This window comes from Pseudomonas hunanensis (genome assembly GCF_013393325.1).
Classification (GTDB): Bacteria; Pseudomonadota; Gammaproteobacteria; order Pseudomonadales; family Pseudomonadaceae; genus Aquipseudomonas; species Aquipseudomonas putida_P.
The window spans coordinates 165,760-181,893 of sequence record NZ_QJRC01000098.1 but is presented as its reverse complement, the minus strand read 5'-3'; the positions used below and the strand labels follow the sequence as shown (position 1 = coordinate 181,893).

21 protein-coding genes and 2 tRNA genes are annotated in these 16,134 nt (G+C 61.6%); 10 read left to right on the top strand and 13 right to left on the bottom strand.

The window, feature by feature from the left end; genetic code table 11:
- The first annotated feature begins 17 nt into the window (after positions 1–17).
- Both sohB and DM807_RS22535 read left to right on the top strand, forming a co-directional pair.
- The gene (sohB, locus tag DM807_RS22540) at positions 18–1,037 is read left to right on the top strand and encodes a protease SohB (protein ID WP_012273163.1); all 1,020 of its coding nucleotides are present in this window, start codon (positions 18–20) and stop codon (positions 1,035–1,037) included.
- Between the two features lie 154 nt (positions 1,038–1,191).
- A tRNA-Cys gene (locus tag DM807_RS22535) sits at positions 1,192–1,265 on the top strand.
- Between the two features lie 243 nt (positions 1,266–1,508).
- On the opposite strand, the gene DM807_RS27805 is transcribed toward DM807_RS22535, so the two are convergent.
- The 3 genes from DM807_RS27805 to adhP all read right to left on the bottom strand — a co-directional run bounded on the left by DM807_RS27805 (position 1,509) and on the right by adhP (position 3,327).
- Complete coding sequence (locus DM807_RS27805) at positions 1,509–1,745, bottom strand: hypothetical protein (protein ID WP_071984784.1); 237 nt, start codon at positions 1,743–1,745, stop codon at positions 1,509–1,511.
- A 273-nt stretch (positions 1,746–2,018) separates the two neighbouring features.
- Complete coding sequence (locus DM807_RS22530) at positions 2,019–2,225, bottom strand: DUF6434 domain-containing protein (RefSeq protein WP_012273162.1); 207 nt, start codon at positions 2,223–2,225, stop codon at positions 2,019–2,021.
- A gap of 91 nt (positions 2,226–2,316) precedes the next feature.
- A complete protein-coding gene (gene adhP, locus DM807_RS22525) occupies positions 2,317–3,327 on the bottom strand; it encodes an alcohol dehydrogenase AdhP (protein ID WP_012273161.1) in 1,011 nt (336 codons plus the stop codon).
- Positions 3,328–3,767: 440 nt separating this feature from the next.
- Here adhP and DM807_RS22520 point away from each other — a divergent pair, with 440 nt between their 5' ends.
- Positions 3,768–3,965, top strand: a complete 198-nt coding sequence (locus tag DM807_RS22520; RefSeq protein ID WP_012273160.1) for a hypothetical protein — start codon at positions 3,768–3,770, stop codon at positions 3,963–3,965.
- Between the two features lies 1 nt (position 3,966).
- Here DM807_RS22520 and DM807_RS22515 read toward each other — a convergent pair whose 3' ends face one another.
- Both DM807_RS22515 and DM807_RS22510 read right to left on the bottom strand, forming a co-directional pair.
- Complete coding sequence (locus DM807_RS22515; RefSeq protein ID WP_012273159.1) at positions 3,967–4,380, bottom strand: DoxX family protein; 414 nt, start codon at positions 4,378–4,380, stop codon at positions 3,967–3,969.
- A gap of 103 nt (positions 4,381–4,483) precedes the next feature.
- A tRNA-Leu gene (locus tag DM807_RS22510) sits at positions 4,484–4,568 on the bottom strand.
- 201 nt (positions 4,569–4,769) lie between these two features.
- On the opposite strand from DM807_RS22510, the gene DM807_RS22505 reads away from it, so the two are divergent.
- The 4 genes from DM807_RS22505 (at position 4,770) to DM807_RS22490 (ending at position 8,105) form a co-directional block, all read left to right on the top strand.
- Positions 4,770–5,045, top strand: a complete 276-nt coding sequence (locus DM807_RS22505) for a hypothetical protein (RefSeq protein WP_012273158.1) — start codon at positions 4,770–4,772, stop codon at positions 5,043–5,045.
- Between the two features lie 83 nt (positions 5,046–5,128).
- Positions 5,129–6,289, top strand: coding sequence for a two-component system sensor histidine kinase NtrB (locus DM807_RS22500; protein ID WP_012273157.1), 1,161 nt, complete (start codon positions 5,129–5,131; stop codon positions 6,287–6,289).
- Between the two features lie 5 nt (positions 6,290–6,294).
- Positions 6,295–7,740 carry an ATPase domain-containing protein gene (locus DM807_RS22495; protein WP_060492742.1) on the top strand — a complete coding sequence of 482 codons (1,446 nt, stop codon included), beginning with the start codon at positions 6,295–6,297 and terminating at the stop codon, positions 7,738–7,740.
- Between the two features lie 11 nt (positions 7,741–7,751).
- The gene (locus tag DM807_RS22490; protein ID WP_012273155.1) at positions 7,752–8,105 is read left to right on the top strand and encodes a response regulator; all 354 of its coding nucleotides are present in this window, start codon (positions 7,752–7,754) and stop codon (positions 8,103–8,105) included.
- A gap of 45 nt (positions 8,106–8,150) precedes the next feature.
- Here DM807_RS22490 and csrA read toward each other — a convergent pair whose 3' ends face one another.
- The 8 genes from csrA to DM807_RS22450 all read right to left on the bottom strand — a co-directional run bounded on the left by csrA (position 8,151) and on the right by DM807_RS22450 (position 13,913).
- Complete coding sequence (gene csrA / locus DM807_RS22485; RefSeq protein WP_004375914.1) at positions 8,151–8,348, bottom strand: carbon storage regulator CsrA; 198 nt, start codon at positions 8,346–8,348, stop codon at positions 8,151–8,153.
- Between the two features lie 253 nt (positions 8,349–8,601).
- The gene (locus DM807_RS22480; RefSeq protein WP_012273154.1) at positions 8,602–9,624 is read right to left on the bottom strand and encodes a DNA topoisomerase IB; all 1,023 of its coding nucleotides are present in this window, start codon (positions 9,622–9,624) and stop codon (positions 8,602–8,604) included.
- 57 nt (positions 9,625–9,681) lie between these two features.
- A complete protein-coding gene (gene modC / locus DM807_RS22475) occupies positions 9,682–10,773 on the bottom strand; it encodes a molybdenum ABC transporter ATP-binding protein (protein WP_060515113.1) in 1,092 nt (363 codons plus the stop codon).
- 1 nt (position 10,774) lies between these two features.
- The gene (gene modB, locus DM807_RS22470) at positions 10,775–11,455 is read right to left on the bottom strand and encodes a molybdate ABC transporter permease subunit (protein ID WP_179027941.1); all 681 of its coding nucleotides are present in this window, start codon (positions 11,453–11,455) and stop codon (positions 10,775–10,777) included.
- Positions 11,455–12,213 (bottom strand): molybdate ABC transporter substrate-binding protein, encoded by a 759-nt coding sequence (modA, locus tag DM807_RS22465; RefSeq protein WP_012273151.1) that lies wholly within the window; start codon positions 12,211–12,213, stop codon positions 11,455–11,457. The genes modB and modA overlap by 1 nt, the downstream gene beginning before the upstream one ends.
- 82 nt (positions 12,214–12,295) lie before the next feature.
- Positions 12,296–13,381 carry an NAD(P)H-dependent flavin oxidoreductase gene (locus DM807_RS22460; RefSeq protein ID WP_179027940.1) on the bottom strand — a complete coding sequence of 362 codons (1,086 nt, stop codon included), beginning with the start codon at positions 13,379–13,381 and terminating at the stop codon, positions 12,296–12,298.
- Positions 13,382–13,432: 51 nt separating this feature from the next.
- The gene (locus DM807_RS22455; protein WP_012051910.1) at positions 13,433–13,603 is read right to left on the bottom strand and encodes a hypothetical protein; all 171 of its coding nucleotides are present in this window, start codon (positions 13,601–13,603) and stop codon (positions 13,433–13,435) included.
- 7 nt (positions 13,604–13,610) lie between these two features.
- Positions 13,611–13,913 carry a DUF1883 domain-containing protein gene (locus DM807_RS22450; RefSeq protein WP_003250918.1) on the bottom strand — a complete coding sequence of 101 codons (303 nt, stop codon included), beginning with the start codon at positions 13,911–13,913 and terminating at the stop codon, positions 13,611–13,613.
- 159 nt (positions 13,914–14,072) lie between these two features.
- Between DM807_RS22450 and DM807_RS22445 the strand changes: the two genes are divergently transcribed.
- The 3 genes from DM807_RS22445 (at position 14,073) to DM807_RS22435 (ending at position 16,071) form a co-directional block, all read left to right on the top strand.
- Complete coding sequence (locus DM807_RS22445) at positions 14,073–14,432, top strand: hypothetical protein (protein ID WP_060492762.1); 360 nt, start codon at positions 14,073–14,075, stop codon at positions 14,430–14,432.
- 77 nt (positions 14,433–14,509) lie between these two features.
- Positions 14,510–15,160 carry a c-type cytochrome gene (locus tag DM807_RS22440; protein ID WP_179027939.1) on the top strand — a complete coding sequence of 217 codons (651 nt, stop codon included), beginning with the start codon at positions 14,510–14,512 and terminating at the stop codon, positions 15,158–15,160.
- Positions 15,157–16,071, top strand: coding sequence for a c-type cytochrome (locus tag DM807_RS22435; RefSeq protein WP_012273147.1), 915 nt, complete (start codon positions 15,157–15,159; stop codon positions 16,069–16,071). The genes DM807_RS22440 and DM807_RS22435 overlap by 4 nt, the downstream gene beginning before the upstream one ends.
- Positions 16,072–16,134 lie beyond the last annotated feature (63 nt).

The following is a 16,134-nucleotide window of genomic DNA, read 5'->3' as shown; positions in this document are numbered from 1 at the left end:
GCATTCAAGGAGTCAACGTGGAGTTTCTTGCCGAATACGCAAGCTTTCTCGCTAAAACCGCCACCCTGGTCATCGCCATCCTCGTGGTGCTGTCGGCCATCGCCGGGCTGCGTGGCAAAGGGCGGCGCAAACCAGGTGGGCAATTGCAGGTCACCCGCCTGAACGAGTTCTACAAGGATTTGCGCGAGCGGCTGGAGTCCGGGCTGCTCGACAAGGCCCAGCTCAAGGCCCTGCGCAAGCAACAGGCCAAGGCGGAAAAACAGCAGAAGAAGGGCAAGGCCGAGGACAAGGGCCGGGTTTTCGTGTTGGACTTCGATGGCGACATCAAGGCCTCGGCCACTGAAAGCCTGCGCAACGAAATCACCGCGCTGTTGACCCTCGCCACCCCGCGGGACGAAGTGGTGCTACGCCTGGAAAGCGGCGGCGGCCTGGTGCATAGCTACGGCCTGGCTGCATCGCAGCTGGCGCGTATTCGTCAGGCGGGCATACCGCTGACCGTGTGCATCGACAAGGTGGCCGCCAGCGGCGGTTACATGATGGCCTGCATCGGCGAGAAGATCGTCAGCGCGCCATTCGCCGTGCTCGGTTCGATCGGCGTGGTGGCGCAACTGCCCAACGTCAACCGCCTGCTGAAGAAGCACGACATCGACTTTGAGGTGCTGACCGCTGGCGAGTACAAGCGCACCTTGACCGTGTTTGGTGAAAACACCGAGAAGGGCCGGGAGAAGTTCCAGGAAGACCTGGATATCACTCACCAGCTGTTCAAGGACTTCGTCGCCCGCTATCGACCGCAGTTGCACATCGACGAAGTGGCCACCGGCGAAGTCTGGCTGGGCGTGGCGGCACTCAACCGCAAGCTGGTAGACGAATTGCAGACCAGCGACGAGTACCTGAGCGAGCGTGCGCGCAACGCCAACCTGTTCCACCTGCATTATGCCGAGCGCAAGAGCTTGCAGGAGCGAATTGGCATGGCCGCCAGCGGCACCGTGGAGAACACGCTGGTGGGCTTGTGGAGTAAACTCGGCCGCCTGCGCTAACACCTTGAACCCGTTGAAATTTTTTTTCGTTCAGGGGGTTGCAAGGTTAAAGGAATGAAGACATAATGGCGCCCATCGAAACGCAGCAAACCTTGAAAAAGGTTCAGCGTTTCAAGGAGATAGCAAGGCGCAAGCAGCTAGATCCGACCTTTGAGGCCGAGTAGCAAAGTGGTTATGCTCCGGATTGCAAATCCGTCTACGCCGGTTCGATTCCGACCTCGGCCTCCACCATTCGAAAGCCCCGCAGATTAACGTCTGCGGGGTTTTTCTTTGTGCTTCGAAAAAGCGCTGTTGTCGGGCGGCAAAGCGCGAATGCGCATAGGTCAAACCGATGGAGAGGTTTCTTTGAGTGGGTTCAAAGAGGCTTGGGCCAGGCCCGGCAGTTGAGCAAGCGATGAATCTTCGATAAGCCTGCTTCGGCAGGTTTTTCTTTAGATGGAGTTTGGCCCTGACCTGTAACAGGTTGACCGGCTAGCCCTCAGGTAGGCTTGCCCCGCAGATGAATTCATTCGACCCAAGCCGGTGTGACCCATACTCGACCACGTAGCCAGCACCGTGTCGCTCTGCTTCAACCTCGGCAGTGTGCTGATCGGCAAACACGTCGACAAAATGCCATGGATGCCGGTCGCGTAGCACGCCCCATCCAAGCACCCAGCCTGGATTGCCTGGGTCAGGTGGGAGATTTTTGGCGAGGCTGCGAATCGTCATGTGCATCCCTTGAAAAGCTAAGCGGTTTTCTTTGAACCTCGTGCCACGATTATTGGTCAGCACCAGAGATGAGCTTGCTTTTGTACCGAGGCATTTCCGCCAGCATTTCTGAAACGTTTGCAAGCTATCGTTGATCGTAACTCACCAACGACGGAGTCAGGGAATGGATTATTCCAGCATGGTTGAATCGTTGGACAAGATACTGAAAGAAGCGGCTGCCGATTCCGATAGTGGGGCAGCGCACCGCTGCCTGCTGAAGCCCGAAGCTGGCGCTCACCGATGCATTCGCAGCCATTCGTCCGCCACGTCACCCATGGTTAACGGCGTGCCACTCTTTATCCAGGCCATGAAGGCACGGTCGAACTTGAATGCCGCCCCGCACTCGGTGAGCAGAAACTGACGTACCTTCTGCGTATTTCGGTAATGCTTGTCCAGCGGCGTGGCGCGAGTAATCGGCCCGGCATGCCAATCGAAACTCATGGTCTGTTCCTTGACTACTGAGAAGGCAAAAAGCCCGTAGATGATCACCTACGGGCCTTGTGTCTGTTCGAAATGATCTGCCTTCAGGCTATCAGCCTTCGAACTGGATCACCATGCGGCCTTTGATCTTGCCCTCCAGCATCTCGTCAAAGATCTGGTTGATATCTTCGATCGGCCGCAGGGTCACCTTGGGTACCACTTTGCCTTCAGCGGCAAACTGGAACGCCTCCTGCAGGTCCTGGCGTGTACCTACCAGCGAGCCCACCACTTCGATCCCATCCAGCACCAGGCGGGGAATGTTCAGGTCCATGGATTCCGACGGCAGCCCGACGGCAACCAGTCGCCCGCCAGCGCGCAAGGCATCGACGGCCGAGTTGAAGGCGCCTTTGGCCACGGCGGTAACCACGGCAGCGTGGGCGCCACCGGTCTTGGCCTGGATAACCTTCGCGGCGTCTTCGTTGAGTGGGTTGACGACCAGGTCCGCGCCCATCTCGCTGGCGAAGCGCAGTTGCTCTTCGTTGACGTCGATGGCGATCACTTTGGCGTTGAATACGTTCTTGGCATATTGCAGGGCCAGGTTGCCCAGGCCGCCGAGGCCGTAGATGGCGATCCATTGCCCGGGGCGGATGTTGGAGATTTTCACCGCCTTGTAGGTTGTGACGCCGGCGCAGGTAATGCTGCTGGCGGCAGCGGAGTCGAGGCCGTCGGGTACTTTGACCGAATAGTCGGCTTGGACGATGCACGCCTCGGCCATGCCGCCGTCCACGGTATAGCCGGAGTTCTTCACTTCGCGGCACAGGGTTTCGTTGCCGCTATTGCAGTACTCGCAATGCCCGCAACCTTGATAGAACCAGGCAACGCTGGCGCGGTCGCCTGGCTTGAGCGAGGTGACGCCGGGGCCAACTTCCTGGACTACGCCAATGCCTTCGTGGCCCAGTACTACACCGGTCTTGTCACCGAAGTCGCCATTTTTCACGTGCAGGTCGGTGTGGCACACACCGCAGCATTGCATCTTCAGCAGCGCTTCGCCGTGCTGGAGGGGGCGCAGGGTTTTCTCTACCACGTCCACGCGACGGCCTGGTGCAACAACAGCAGCTTTCATAAGAGCCTCCGTGTCTATCCGATGTGAGCTTGGGTTATCGCTGGAACAGCATAGACCTTGCCTGGCCGGGCAAAACTGCTTCAGGTCATGGGATGGGCAGTTGCCTTGAGCAAACTGCAGTAGCGGGGAGGGGGCGCAAGCCCTTCGTCAAAAAAAAGAAAAGCCCGCGGCAATGATGCGGCGGGCTGCAAGAACGTACGGAGCAGGATCAGTGTGCCCATGCGGATGTCGACATTTCGTGAAGGTCAGGTCATGAGGCTGTCATCCTCTGGGCCGAAGTTTTCTTCACCATAAAAAGCCCGCCATGACAGGCGGGCAAAGACGTTTGAAGGGAGAGCCTGCAGGCTGCGCCTGGCCGGTTAACCCAGGATTAAGCGACAACGCATTGACCCGACATCCTGATCAGCCTATATAGGCGTGCCATAACCCTTGGAGCCAGCATGCACGACGAAGACGACCTGCACGAACCCGAGCACGATCACCTGCTCGACCACGAATTTCTCTACGACGATGTGGAGCACGAGGCAGATGCCCAGGGCGCCGAGGATGAGGTGGAGGAAGACGAGGAAACGCTGGATGACCTCGATGACGAAGAGCGCGATCACCCAGCTTGGTTCGACGATTGCGACGACGACTGATTCAGCGACCGTCCACCGAGAAGCGCCCTGGGCCGCTGACCGCCAGCAGCAGCAAGCCGCCCATGATGGCCATGTTCTTCAGAAACTGAGTCATGTTGGCGCTGCGTTCGGGGTCGACCATGTTCCAGAACGGGTGGCCGAGCAGCGCCGTGCCCAGCACGAACAGCGCGAACAGAAACGCCAGCGGCCGCGTGTAGAAGCCGAGGATCAGCAGGATGGCGACGACGAACTCCATGATGACGGCAATCGCTGCCGCCAGCATCGGGGCAGGGGCGCCCAGCGAGGTCATGTAGCCGACCGTGCCATCGAAGCCGGTCAGCTTGGCCCAGCCTGACAAGACGAACAGGATCATCAGCAGTATGCGGGCGATGAGGATGATGATGTCACGTTGACCATCGAACAGGGAGTAGCGCATGGCGGCGTTCCAGTAGAGGGTACTAGCTCCACTCTAGCAGCTGCGTAACACATTGCTGGCAGGCAGCAAAAAGGCGCCGCAAGGGCGCCTTTTCAACGAAATTTGGTGCGAGTGGCGGGACTCGAACCCGCAAGGCTCACGCCGACAGATTTTAAGTCTGCTGTGTATACCAATTCCACCACACTCGCACGCTTGAAGGGGTCGCAACGACCAGCTCGCTTCCAGGCAGAAGGGCTTCGCAATCAAGCGCGCTTTATAACCCATCGTTATAGTTGAGTCAACTGCAGCACCTAAGATCATCAGAAAGAAGGGGCGATCGAATGGGCAATTGACACCTTGCTGTCATTACGCCACTGTTGCCTCTTTATTGGATCCAAGAGTGTTCAGCGATGACTCAGCGCCAAGCTGGCGAGCGTATCGTGCGTCCACGGTTATTCTGGCGACTCTTGTTCGCCCTGGTGGTCGTGCTGGGTGCGTTTCTTTACATCAGCCTGCTCAGCCTGGGCGGTTATTTGTTAATGCTGGGCTTCGATGCGGAACATACTCAGCAGCAGCGTCTTCTGGCTCTGGCCTGCGGTGGCTTGATCATGCTGGTCGGCCTGTGGCTGTTGAGAGTGGCCATGCCGCGGCGCATCAGCCCGGTGCTGGTCGAAACGGAACGCTGACCGCCTGTCGTCGCACGGCTGCTCGTTGATGGGTGCGCTGGGCTACGCTCATTCTGTCCCCCTGCTGTGCCAGTGGAGTTTGCATGGTTTCAGCTGATTGCCTCGACCACCCCGTCATGCCTGCCCACCGCTATGAACAGTTGGTTCAGTCGGTGGTGGACTACGCCATCTACATGCTCGACCCCTCCGGCCATGTGGTGTCGTGGAATGCCGGCGCGCAACGAATCAAGGGCTACCGTGCCGATGAAGTGATCGGCAAGCATTTCTCGTTGTTTTTCACCCCGCAGGATTGTGCTGATGGCCGCCCCGAGCGCCTGCTGCGCCAGGCGCTGGAGCAGGGCGTGGCGCAGGACGAAGGCTGGCGGGTGCGCAAGGACGGTACGCAGTTCTGGGCGTTGGCTGCGCTGGATGTGATCCGCGATGACAATGGCCAGATCGTCGGCCTGGCCAAGGTGACCCGCGACATAACCGATCGCCGAGAGTCGGCGTTGCAGCTGGACGCGGTGCGCGCCCAGCTGTTCCAGGCGCAGAAGCTTGAAGCCCTCGGCCAGTTGACCGGTGGCCTGGCGCACGACTTCAACAACATGCTCACCATCATCATCAGCTCGGCCCGTCTGGCGCTGGCCACTCAGGACCCGCTACGCGCCCAGCGCATGCTGCAGCACATCCTCGATGCCGGCCAACGCGGCACTGAGCTGACCCAGCAACTGCTCAGCTTTGCCCGCCACCGCAAGCTTGATGTGGCCAGTGTTGCCCCGGCAGACCTGGTGACCGCTACCCGTGGTTTGCTTGAGCATGCACTACCCAGCTCGATCGAGCTGAACGTGCTGCTGCAACCGGACCTGCCGTTGATCGAGGTGGATGCCGGGCAACTGCAAATGGTCTTGCTCAACTTGTTGTTCAATGCCCGTGATGCCATCGCCGGTCAGGGCCGGATCGGCCTGACGGTCGATGTGGTCGAGCTGGCCGGCGAGGTTGAAGCGTTGCATGGCAACTTTGTGCGTTTCAAGGTGGAAGACAGCGGTGAAGGCATACCCGCCGAGGTATTGCCACGTATCTTCGAGCCATTTTTCACCACCAAGCCGTTTGGCAAGGGCACGGGCCTGGGGCTTAGCCAGGTGTATGGCTTCGCCCGGCAGAGTGGCGGCGCCATTTGTGTCGACAGCGAGCCTGGCCGGGGAACTTGCATGCAACTGTACTTGCCAATGTATCAGGAGCAGACGGATAGCCCACTCGACAGGTAGACAACATGGCACAGGCACTTAGGCGGCTGGTAACGGGGATCGATGGGCTCGACGCGTTGCTCAAGGGCGGCCTGGTGGCCGGTGCGTCCTACATCATCCAGGGGCCGCCAGGAGCGGGCAAGACCATCCTCGCCAACCAGCTTGCCTGCGGCCATGTGCGTGGCGGTGGTCGGGTGCTGGTGGCCACCTTGTTGAGTGAGTCGCATGAGCGCTTGTTTCAGTACCTGTCCACCCTGGACTTCTTCGACCCGGCGTTGGTCGGCGACCAGATCCAATTCGTCAGCGCTTTCGACACCCTTGAGCAGGATGGGCTGGACGCCGTGGTGCGGCTGCTGCGCCAGGAAATCGCTCGGCAACAGGCCAGCCTGCTGATCGTCGACGGCGTGCTCAATGCCCGGGTGCGTGCGGAAACGGCGCTGGACACCAAAAAGTTCGTCTCTGAATTGCAGGGCCATGCGGCCTTCGCCGGCTGCACGGTACTGCTGCTGACCAGTGCCCGGCTGGACGAGGGCAGCCCGGAGCACACCATGGTCGATGGCGTGATCGAGCTGGGTGAGCAGCTGGTGGGCAGCCGCGCCGTGCGCCATGTGCAGCTGCGCAAGACGCGCGGCAGTGCGGCACTTTCGGGGCGTCACGAATGCCTTATCGATGAAGCAGGCATGCACGTCTACCCACGCCTGGAAGCGTTGTTCAGCCACCCCAGCCAGCTGGGCAGCGGCACATTGGCGCGCATCAGCAGCGGTGTGCCAACCTTCGATGAAATGCTCGGCGGCGGCCTGGCCACGGGCTCGGTTAGCCTGTTGATCGGGCCTTCGGGTATTGGCAAGACGTCATTGGGCCTGGCCTTTCTAGGGGCCAGCACCCCGCAGGCGCCAGGGTTGCATTTTGGTTTCTACGAAACGCCTGAACGCCTGCGTAGCAAGGCAGCGTCGCTGGGTTACGATTTTGCCGCGATGGAGCAGGGCGGTAGCTTGCAGCTGTGCTGGCAGCCAACCACCGAGGGCTTGCTGGACCAGGTCGGCGCGCGGCTGCTCGAGCGTGTTGCAGCGCAGGGCAGCAAGAGGGTGCTGATCGACAGCCTTGGCGCATTCAGCCGCCTGGCCATCGACCCGACGCGGCTCAATGCGTTTTTCCGCGCGCTGGCCGGTGAGCTGCGCGCGCGCGATGTCAGCGTGATGCTCACCTGGGAAATGCGCGACATCTTCGGCTCGGAAATCAGCGCCCCCGCGCCGGATCTGTCGAGCATCGTCGACAACCTGATGCTGTTGCGCTTTGTCGAGCTGGACTCGCAACTGCGGCGCATGCTGTCGATCCTCAAGGTGCGTGACAGCCACCATGACCCTGCCTTGCACGAACTGCTGATCGGGCCGCAGGGCATTACCTTGCGCAAGGCGTTCGAAGGCGCCTGTGGTGTGCTCTCGGGAACGCCGACGCCGCAGGGGAGTGGGTGACGGACGGGCCGATGAACACGATCCTGATCGTCGATGACGAGTACCTGATCGCCGATATCCTCGGCTTTGCCCTGGAGGACGAAGGTTACCTGGTGGAAAAGGCCAGTAATGGCTGCAAGGCGCTGGAGGCGCTGAAGGAAAAGCGCGTGCAACTGGTCATCACCGATTACATGATGCCGCTGCTCAATGGTGAGGAGCTGGTGCGTGCGATGCGCGAGGACCCGGCGTTAAGCGAGTTGCCGGTCATTCTCATGAGCGGCGCGCAGGCCAGCCAAGGATGCCCGGCCCTGTTCGCCGCCATATTCGACAAACCATTCGACATGGATGAGATGATCGCCAAAGTGCGTCAGTTGCTGGGCACCTGAGGCTGGCGGTCGAGCGCTTCCATGCACCCCTCGAAGAGTTTGGGCTCAGTGCGAGTCGTCGTGCTTCTCCGGGGCTGGGCTGCCGGCCTGGATGCGCTTGAAGATTTCTTCGCGATGGACCTGGACATCTTTAGGTGCATCGATACCGATCCTCACCTGCATCCCTTTGACGCCCAGAATGGTGACTTTGATGTCATCGTTGATGACGATGCTTTCGCCAACCTTACGGGTGAGTATCAGCATGTAGTTCTCCTTGGTGATGTAAAAGTCCGCAGGGCTAGTTGCCGCAACGGCGGGAGCTTGTCCCTCTTCCTTCTCATTAAAGACGCTTTCGGCGGATAGTAATTCCCCGACAGACAAATTCTGTTGCGTGTCTTCAGTTGCAGGTGCCGATGCAAACCGTCAACGGTTTGTCGGCCAAGGTGCTCGATGGCAAGAATAGGGGGCTTGGCGGCTAATGGGAAATTTCTTCGCATCATGGGCTGAATAGACACTCTTAATCGCCGTCCTGTTCCTCGAGTACCTGAAGAAACAGCAGCAAGGCCACTTCCTCGGGGTCCAGGCCTTTGCGCACGCGGCTCTTGGGCAATTGGGCCAGACGTCCCTGGGCATAGTGCTCCAGCACTGCCGGATGGATGTAGCAGCGTCTGCACACTGCCGGCGTATTGCCCAGGCGCGTGGCGACCTGGCGGACTATCGCGGCGACCTGGCGTTTGGCTTCACTCTCCGGTTCCCAGGCCAGGGGTTTGAGCAGGTCCAACGCCAGGCTGCTGCCGGCCCAGGTGCGGTAGTCCTTGGCGGTGAAGTCTGCGCCGGTCAACTGCTGCAGGAATTGGTTGACCTCGCTGGAGCCTACGCTGTGGCGCTGGCCGTCTTCGTCCAGGTATTGAAACAGTGTCTGGCCAGGCAGCTCCATGCAGCGTTTGAGCAGGCTGGCCAGGCGTCGGTCGTTGAGGGTGACGTTGTGTTCGACGCCACGCTTGCCGCGAAATTGAAAGCGAATGGTGCTGCCTTTGACCTGCACATGGCGGTTACGCAGGGTCGTCAGGCCATAAGACTGGTTGTCGCGCAGGTAACGCTGGTTACCAATGCGGATCAGGGTGTGGTCCAGCAGGCTCACCACCAATGCCATGACCTTTTCCCGGTCCAGCCCTGGCCGCGCCAGGTGGGCTTCCAGTTGCGCGCGCAGCTTTGGTAGTGCCTGGGCAAAGGCCAGCATGCGCCCATACTTGTGTTGGTCACGCAGTTCGCGCCACTGCGCGTGATAGCGGTACTGCTTGCGGCCACGGGCATCGCGACCGGTGGCCTGCAGGTGGCCCTGCGGGTCGGCGCAGATCCATACATCGGTGTAGGCCGGGGGAATCACCAGCGCGGCGATGCGCGCCAAGGTGTCGCTGTCGCGCACCCGCTGGCCGTCGGCATCCAGGTAGATGAAACGGTCGCGCCAGCGTCGCCGGGTCATGCCTGGCTGGCTGTCGTCAACGTAGTGCAGGGTGCGTGGCAGGGGGCAGTCGAGCATCAGGGGCTGGCCTCGATCAAGTCACTGATCAGTGGACAACAGCCGTGCGAAGGATGCTCAGCCCAAAAGGGCCACCGACTTGATCTGGGCGAACAGTACCTGGCCTGTGTGCAAGCCGAGCTGGTCTGCCGAGAAGCGGGTGATACGTGCAAGCAAGGCATTGCCACCGGCATCCAGGCTGACCAGTACATGCGCCGGGTTGGCCGCCGGGCGGCTCTCGCGCACACATACTGGCAGGCGGTTGAGGATGCTCGATGTGCTGTCGGCCGCCAGCGCCAGGCTGACGTCCCGGGCCTGTACCTTGACCCGCAGCGTGCTGCCCATCACCTGCGCCGGGTGAGCAATGCGCAGCAGCGGCCCGCTGCTGCCGGGCAGGCGCAAGTCGAGCAGGTCGTAGTGCGGGTCATGCCCCACGACCATGCCTTCGAACACCACGCCGGCATCCTCGCCCTGGGCCAGCGAGAGGTCGAGGCGCGCCAGGGTTTGGCCAATCGGGCCGCTGGCGACTGCCTGGCCTTGCTCCAGCAACACCAGGTGGTCGGCCAGTCGCGCTACTTCATCCTGGGCATGGCTGACATACACCAGGGGGATGTCCAGTTCGTCGTGCAGGCGCTCCAGGTACGGCAGGATCTCGCGCTTGCGCGGCCCGTCGAGGGCCGCCAGCGGCTCGTCCATCAACAGCAGCCTTGGGCTGCTGAGCAGGGCGCGAGCAATACCCACGCGCTGCGCCTCGCCGCCCGACAGGGTTGCCGGGCGGCGTTCCAACAAGTGCCCGATACCTAGCAGCTGGCACGCCTGGTCGAGGCTGACCTTGCGCTCAGCGGCGGCTACCCGGCGCCAGCCGAACTCCAGGTTGCCGCGCACCGACAGGTGCGCAAACAGGCTGGCCTCCTGGAACACATAGCCCACCGGGCGCAAGTGGGGGGGCTGGAAGTAGCCACGGGTGCTGTCTTCCCAGACCTCGCCGTTGACTTCGATGTACGCGCTAGCAGCGCGTTCCAACCCCGCCAGACAGCGCAGGCAGCTGGTCTTGCCAGAGCCGGAGTGGCCAAACAGCGCGCTGATACCGCGCCCAGGCAGGTGCAGGTCGACGTCCAGGGTAAAGTCGTCGCGCGCCAGTTTCAGGCGCGCCACAATCGATGCGGTCATTTCAGCTCCAGCCAGCTTTGCCGCGGCGTCCGGCGTACAGCAGGAGCAGCACCAGGAAAGAGAACACCAGCATGGCACCGGCCAGCCAGTGGGCTTGCGAATACTCCATGGCTTCGACGTGATCGAAGATTTGCACCGAGACCACGCGGGTCTTGTCGGGGATGTTGCCACCGATCATCAGCACCACGCCAAACTCGCCCACGGTATGGGCGAAGCCGAGGATGCTGGCAGTGACGAAGCCGGGGCGGGCCAGCGGCAGTACCACATGAAAGAAGGTGTCCCATGGGCTGGCGCGCAGTGTGGCGGCGACTTCCAGCGGCCGCTGGCCGATCGCGCCAAAGGCATTTTGCAGCGGCTGCACCACGAACGGCATGGAATACACCGTCGAGCCGATCACCAGGCCCGTGAAGCTGAACACCACGGTACCCAGGCCCAGCGCCTGGGTAGCCTGGCCGAGCCAGCCGTGTGGGCCGAGGGCGATCAGCAGGTAGAAACCGATCACCGTTGGTGGCAGCACCAGGGGCAATGCCACCACCGCCCCCACCGGCCCGCGCAGCCATGAGCGCGTGCGCGCCAGCCACCAGGCGATGGGAGTGCCGATAACCAGCAGGATCAGGGTGGTCAGGCTGGCCAGTTTCACGGTCAGCCAGATGGCACCTAAGTCACTGGCATCCAGTGGCATCAGAGTTCATAACCGTAGGACTTGATCACCGCTGCGGCTTTCGGGCCTTTGAGATATTCGACCAGTGCTTTGGCGGCCGCATTGTCCTTGCCTTTGTTGAGGATGACGGCGTCCTGGCGGATCGGGTCGTGCAGGTTGGACGGCACGATCCAGGCCGAGCCATTGGTCACCTTGCCGTCCTTGTAGATCTGCGACAGGGCGACGAAGCCCAGCTCGGCGTTGCCGGTGGAAACAAACTGGAAGGCCTGGGTGATGTTCTGGCCTTCGACAATCTTGCCTTTGGTGGCTTCGGTGAGCTTCAGCTTGTCCAGTACCTGAGTGGCGGCCAGGCCGTAAGGTGCCGCTTTCGGGTTGGCGATGGACAGGTGTTTGTATGCGTTCTTTTTCAACACTTCACCCTTGGCATCCACGTAGCCTTCCTTCGCAGACCACAGGGCCAAGGTGCCGATGGCGTAGGTAAAGCGCGAGCCGGGGACGATTTCCTTCTCTTCTTCAAGCTTCTTCGGGGTGCTGTCGTCGGCGGCGAGGAACACTTCGAAGGGTGCGCCGTTCTTGATCTGGGCGTAGAACTGCCCGGTGGCACCGTAGGCAGCGACCAGTTTGTGGCCGGTGTCTTTCTCGAAGTCTTTGGCGATGGCCTGGATGGGGGCTGTGAAGTTGGCTGCGACCGCGACCTGGACTTCGTCGGCCCAGGCAGTGTTGAAGGCGAACAGGCTGGCCAGGGCAGTGAAGGCCAGGTGGGACGGGCGGATACGCATGAAGACAGCTCCTTGGGGTTATCGTTATGTGCTGAACTATATAGCGATAAGCCATTTGCCGGGAAGAGGCCAGACCTGCCATTCAAATAGCCTGGTGCCCAACCACGGCCAGTGCCTTTTCGGCAACTTCCTGGGTCAGCTCACCTGCCGGCATGTGCCGTCCCAGCCGCAACGCCTGCCCCGACCACAGATTGCTGAAGTCACTATTGCCCAGCGGATCGGTGATCGCCCGCAAAGGCATCAATGCCCCACCCGCCAGCGGGAAGCGTGGCGCCAGCGCGCTCATCGGCCCCAGCTCGCGCATGATGCGGTTGTTGATACCCCGCGCGGGGCGGCCGGTGAACAGGTTGGTCAGCGCCGTGTCGCTGGCAGACGCGCTGTCCAGCGCCCGGCGATGCGCTGGCGAAACCTTGGCCTCGGGGCAAAACAGGTAAGCCGTGCCGATCTGCACTGCCGAGGCACCCAGGGCCAGCGCCGCCACCAGCCCACGGTGGTCGCCGATGCCACCCGCGGCAATCACCGGGACGCCGACCGCATCGGCAATCTGGGGTACCAGGGCGAACGTACCGATCTGGCTGGTGATGTCGTCACTCAGGAACATGCCGCGATGGCCACCGGCTTCATACCCCATGGCGATGATCGCGTCGCAACCGTTGTGTTCCAGCCAGATGGCCTCTTCCACCGTAGTGGCACTGGAGAGCACCTTGGCACCGCTGGCTTTTACCCGCTGCAGCAGTTCGGCCTGGGGTAGGCCGAAGTGGAAGCTCACCACCTCCGGGCGCAAGGCTTCGACCAGCTGGCAGCTTTGCTCGTCGAAAGGCGCACGGTTGGACACCGGCGTGGGCGCCGCGAAATCGGCACCCACTTCGTTGTAATAAGGTTCAAGGGCCTGCTTCCAGCGCGCATCGTGCTCGGCATCGGGCGCTGGCGGCTGGTGGCAAAAGAAGTTCAGGTTAAGCGGGCGCCCCGGGCAGCCAGCGCGGAACGCGGCGATTTCGGCACGCACTTGCTCGCCGCTGAGCATGGCGCAGGGCAGGGCGCCCAGCCCACCTGCCAGGCCCACGGCAATGGCCATGGGTGAGCCGGTCGCCCCCGCCATGGGCGCCTGCAGAATGGGCAACTCGATGCCCAGCAGGTCGAGGATACGGCGGTCGGGCCAGTGGCTCATGCGATTCTCCTTGCGTGGGGCGAGCGGCGCGGCGGGGGCTTGTGGCGGTTTTTACAGGGCTTTGCTGACCTGGATGTCGCTGATTTTCTCGGCGTCTTCACCGTGGATCTTGCGCAGGGCCTCAAGGGCTTGTTCCTGCGAGGCATCGGGCATCAGCGCGAAGTCCCAACGACGCTGGCCGTCGAGCTTGTATTTGATGACGTACTTGATGGTCTGGGTCATGGTGGCCTTATCTGAGTTTCGACGACGAACGACGGATGATCTTGATCTTGTGGGTCAGGGTTGGCTTGCGAGTGACCGAGATCGGGCGTGTGGTCACGGTATCGATGGTGATGTTCCAGAAGCCGGTGCTGGGCACGGTGATCTTCGCCGGGAACTTCTCGAAATGGCCGCCGTGGTAAGTATGACGGCCGCCGTTCTTGAAGCTGCGGAAGTTGGCGTCGTTCATCAGGCGGATATTGCAGCGCTGAGAGCACTCGATGACGACGATGTCGTCCTCGTTGAGGTGCTCGCGCTGGTGTACGAATTTCATGTGATGCTCCGCAAGGTTTGGATCTGCAAAGGCAAAAGATACCACGATGTACCGTTACACTGCCGCGCTGTTCGCCAGGCGCAGATAATTCTGCCAAAGCAGGGAGCAAAACCGCCTGGCAGTGGTCGAAGCGAATTCTTGATGGCAGAGGTGCTGCAAATGAAGTGGATGGTGGCGGCGTTGACGGTGACGCTCGGTGGCTGCGTGAGCGTTACCGAGCTGGAGCAATCGCGTGAAACGCTGGATGTGATCTCTGGCAAGAGCCCGCGCGCCTATGCCGATTGCGTCAAGCAGAAGCTGGCCGATACGCGTGGCCCGCTGACTGAAGAGCAGCGTGGTGACGGCCTGCGGCTGATCGTGCCGCAGAAGCTCACCTCGGGGGCAGGCCCGGCGGCGCTGGTGGATATCGACAAGCGCGGCAGCGGTAGCAGCATCAAACTGCATGAGCGGCTGAACAATTTCCCGCTGCGCCTGGGTGATGTGCGCACTGCTGCAACCCAATGCATCTCCGGAAGTTGATCTGAGGCAACGGCTGTTCCTTGCTTTACTTATATGTTTTGAGCCTAAACATATAACAAAAGAAAAGGAGCTTCGTGATGACACCGTTGAGACGCGTCGTGATCGGCAGCCTGCTGATCCTGGCCTTGCCCAAGGCGCATGCCGTCGATGGCCAGAAGGTCTTCTCCCAGGGCGGGGCCAACCCCGCCGCCATGGCCTGCCTCGGTTGCCATGGCCCGGACGGCAAGGGCATTGCCGCTGCCGGCTTCCCACGCTTGGCTGGGCTTCCAGCCGGTTACCTCAGCAAACAGTTGCATGACTGGCGCAACGGCAGCCGCAAGCAGCCGGTGATGGAGCCGCTGGCCAAAGCCCTGAGCGAAGATGAAATCGAGGCAGTCAGCAGCTACCTGGCCGGCCTGCCGGCAGCCCCCACTGGCGACCTGCGCCGCCAGCAAATTGCCGATGACCCTACCACCCGCATGGCCCTGTACGGCGACTGGAGCCGCCAGATTCCCGGCTGCGTGCAATGCCATGGGCCGGGTGGCGGCGGGGTCGGTGAACACTTCCCGCCCTTGGCCGGCCAGCCCGCCAGTTACCTGATAGCGCAGCTCAATGCCTGGCGTGACGGCAGCCGCAGCAATGACCCCAACCAACTGATGGTCGGTGTGGCCAAGGCCATGACCGATGACGAGATCAAGGCTGTTGCCGAGTTCTTCGCCCGCCCCGCCAGCCAGGAGGTCACGCCATGAAGCCGTTGATTCCAGCCATGTTGCTGCTGGCCGTGGGCAGTGCCCAGGCCGCGCCGATTGCCATGGAAGACCAGTCGCAGTTGAAAGTGCCCGGCGTGCAGGCTGCGCCGCAGTTCGTACCCCCCGATGAAAGCGATTTGCCCGACAATGCCTTTGGCAAGATGGTGCGCGAAGGCCATGCGTTGTTCGTCGACACCCGCCGGCTGATGCCCGAGGCCGTGGGCAATGGCATGAACTGCAGCAACTGCCACCTCGACCAAGGGCGGCTGGCGCATTCAGCACCGATGTGGGGCGCGTACCCGATGTACCCGGCTTACCGCAAGAAGAACGACAAGGTGAATACCTACGCCGAGCGTATCCAGGGCTGCTTCCAGTTCAGCATGAACGGCAAGCCGCCGGCCGCCGACAGCCCGCAAATGACGGCGCTGGCGGTGTACGCCTACTGGCTGTCGACCAAGGCGCCGACCGGCGTGGAACTCGCCGGGCGCGGATACCCCGAGGTGGCGCAGCCACAGGGTGGTTATGACTTCAAGCGTGGCCAGCAGGTTTACCGTGAGCAGTGCGCCATTTGCCATGGTGACAACGGTGAAGGGCAGCAGGTTGCGGGCGAGTATGTGATGCCGCCGCTGTGGGGCAAGGACTCCTACAACTGGGGCGCCGGCATGCACCGCATCAACACGGCGGCGTCGTTCATCAAGTACAACATGCCGCTGGGCAAGCCCGGCAGCCTCAGCGACCAGCAAGCCTGGGACGTGGCGGCGTGGATCAACCGCCATGAACGGCCACAGGACCCTCGCCTGGTAGAGGGTTCCATCGAGAAAACGCGGGTGAAGTTTCATGCCAATGATGGCGTGAACCTGTATGGGCAGAAGGTTGATGGGGTGCTGGTGGGGCAGGGCACTGGAAGTTGATGGGGCACTGCCTCTTCGCGGGTGAACCCGTGAAGAGGCGGTATAGGCACCATTATTTTGCTG

What these genes read in the sequence shown, in the direction of transcription:
- DM807_RS27805 (WP_071984784.1), bottom strand. Translation starts at nt 1,745, where the DNA reads ATGACGATTCGCAGCCTCGCCAAAAATCTCCCACCTGACCCAGGCAAT.
- DM807_RS22530 (WP_012273162.1), bottom strand. Translation starts at nt 2,225, where the DNA reads ATGAGTTTCGATTGGCATGCCGGGCCGATTACTCGCGCCACGCCGCTG.
- adhP (WP_012273161.1), bottom strand. Translation starts at nt 3,327, where the DNA reads ATGAAAGCTGCTGTTGTTGCACCAGGCCGTCGCGTGGACGTGGTAGAG.
- DM807_RS22520 (WP_012273160.1), top strand. Translation starts at nt 3,768, where the DNA reads ATGCACGACGAAGACGACCTGCACGAACCCGAGCACGATCACCTGCTC.
- DM807_RS22515 (WP_012273159.1), bottom strand. Translation starts at nt 4,380, where the DNA reads ATGCGCTACTCCCTGTTCGATGGTCAACGTGACATCATCATCCTCATC.
- DM807_RS22505 (WP_012273158.1), top strand. Translation starts at nt 4,770, where the DNA reads ATGACTCAGCGCCAAGCTGGCGAGCGTATCGTGCGTCCACGGTTATTC.
- DM807_RS22500 (WP_012273157.1), top strand. Translation starts at nt 5,129, where the DNA reads ATGGTTTCAGCTGATTGCCTCGACCACCCCGTCATGCCTGCCCACCGC.
- DM807_RS22495 (WP_060492742.1), top strand. Translation starts at nt 6,295, where the DNA reads ATGGCACAGGCACTTAGGCGGCTGGTAACGGGGATCGATGGGCTCGAC.
- DM807_RS22490 (WP_012273155.1), top strand. Translation starts at nt 7,752, where the DNA reads ATGAACACGATCCTGATCGTCGATGACGAGTACCTGATCGCCGATATC.
- csrA (WP_004375914.1), bottom strand. Translation starts at nt 8,348, where the DNA reads ATGCTGATACTCACCCGTAAGGTTGGCGAAAGCATCGTCATCAACGAT.
- DM807_RS22480 (WP_012273154.1), bottom strand. Translation starts at nt 9,624, where the DNA reads ATGCTCGACTGCCCCCTGCCACGCACCCTGCACTACGTTGACGACAGC.
- modC (WP_060515113.1), bottom strand. Translation starts at nt 10,773, where the DNA reads ATGACCGCATCGATTGTGGCGCGCCTGAAACTGGCGCGCGACGACTTT.
- modB (WP_179027941.1), bottom strand. Translation starts at nt 11,455, where the DNA reads ATGCCACTGGATGCCAGTGACTTAGGTGCCATCTGGCTGACCGTGAAA.
- modA (WP_012273151.1), bottom strand. Translation starts at nt 12,213, where the DNA reads ATGCGTATCCGCCCGTCCCACCTGGCCTTCACTGCCCTGGCCAGCCTG.
- DM807_RS22460 (WP_179027940.1), bottom strand. Translation starts at nt 13,381, where the DNA reads ATGAGCCACTGGCCCGACCGCCGTATCCTCGACCTGCTGGGCATCGAG.
- DM807_RS22455 (WP_012051910.1), bottom strand. Translation starts at nt 13,603, where the DNA reads ATGACCCAGACCATCAAGTACGTCATCAAATACAAGCTCGACGGCCAG.
- DM807_RS22450 (WP_003250918.1), bottom strand. Translation starts at nt 13,913, where the DNA reads ATGAAATTCGTACACCAGCGCGAGCACCTCAACGAGGACGACATCGTC.
- DM807_RS22445 (WP_060492762.1), top strand. Translation starts at nt 14,073, where the DNA reads ATGAAGTGGATGGTGGCGGCGTTGACGGTGACGCTCGGTGGCTGCGTG.
- DM807_RS22440 (WP_179027939.1), top strand. Translation starts at nt 14,510, where the DNA reads ATGACACCGTTGAGACGCGTCGTGATCGGCAGCCTGCTGATCCTGGCC.
- DM807_RS22435 (WP_012273147.1), top strand. Translation starts at nt 15,157, where the DNA reads ATGAAGCCGTTGATTCCAGCCATGTTGCTGCTGGCCGTGGGCAGTGCC.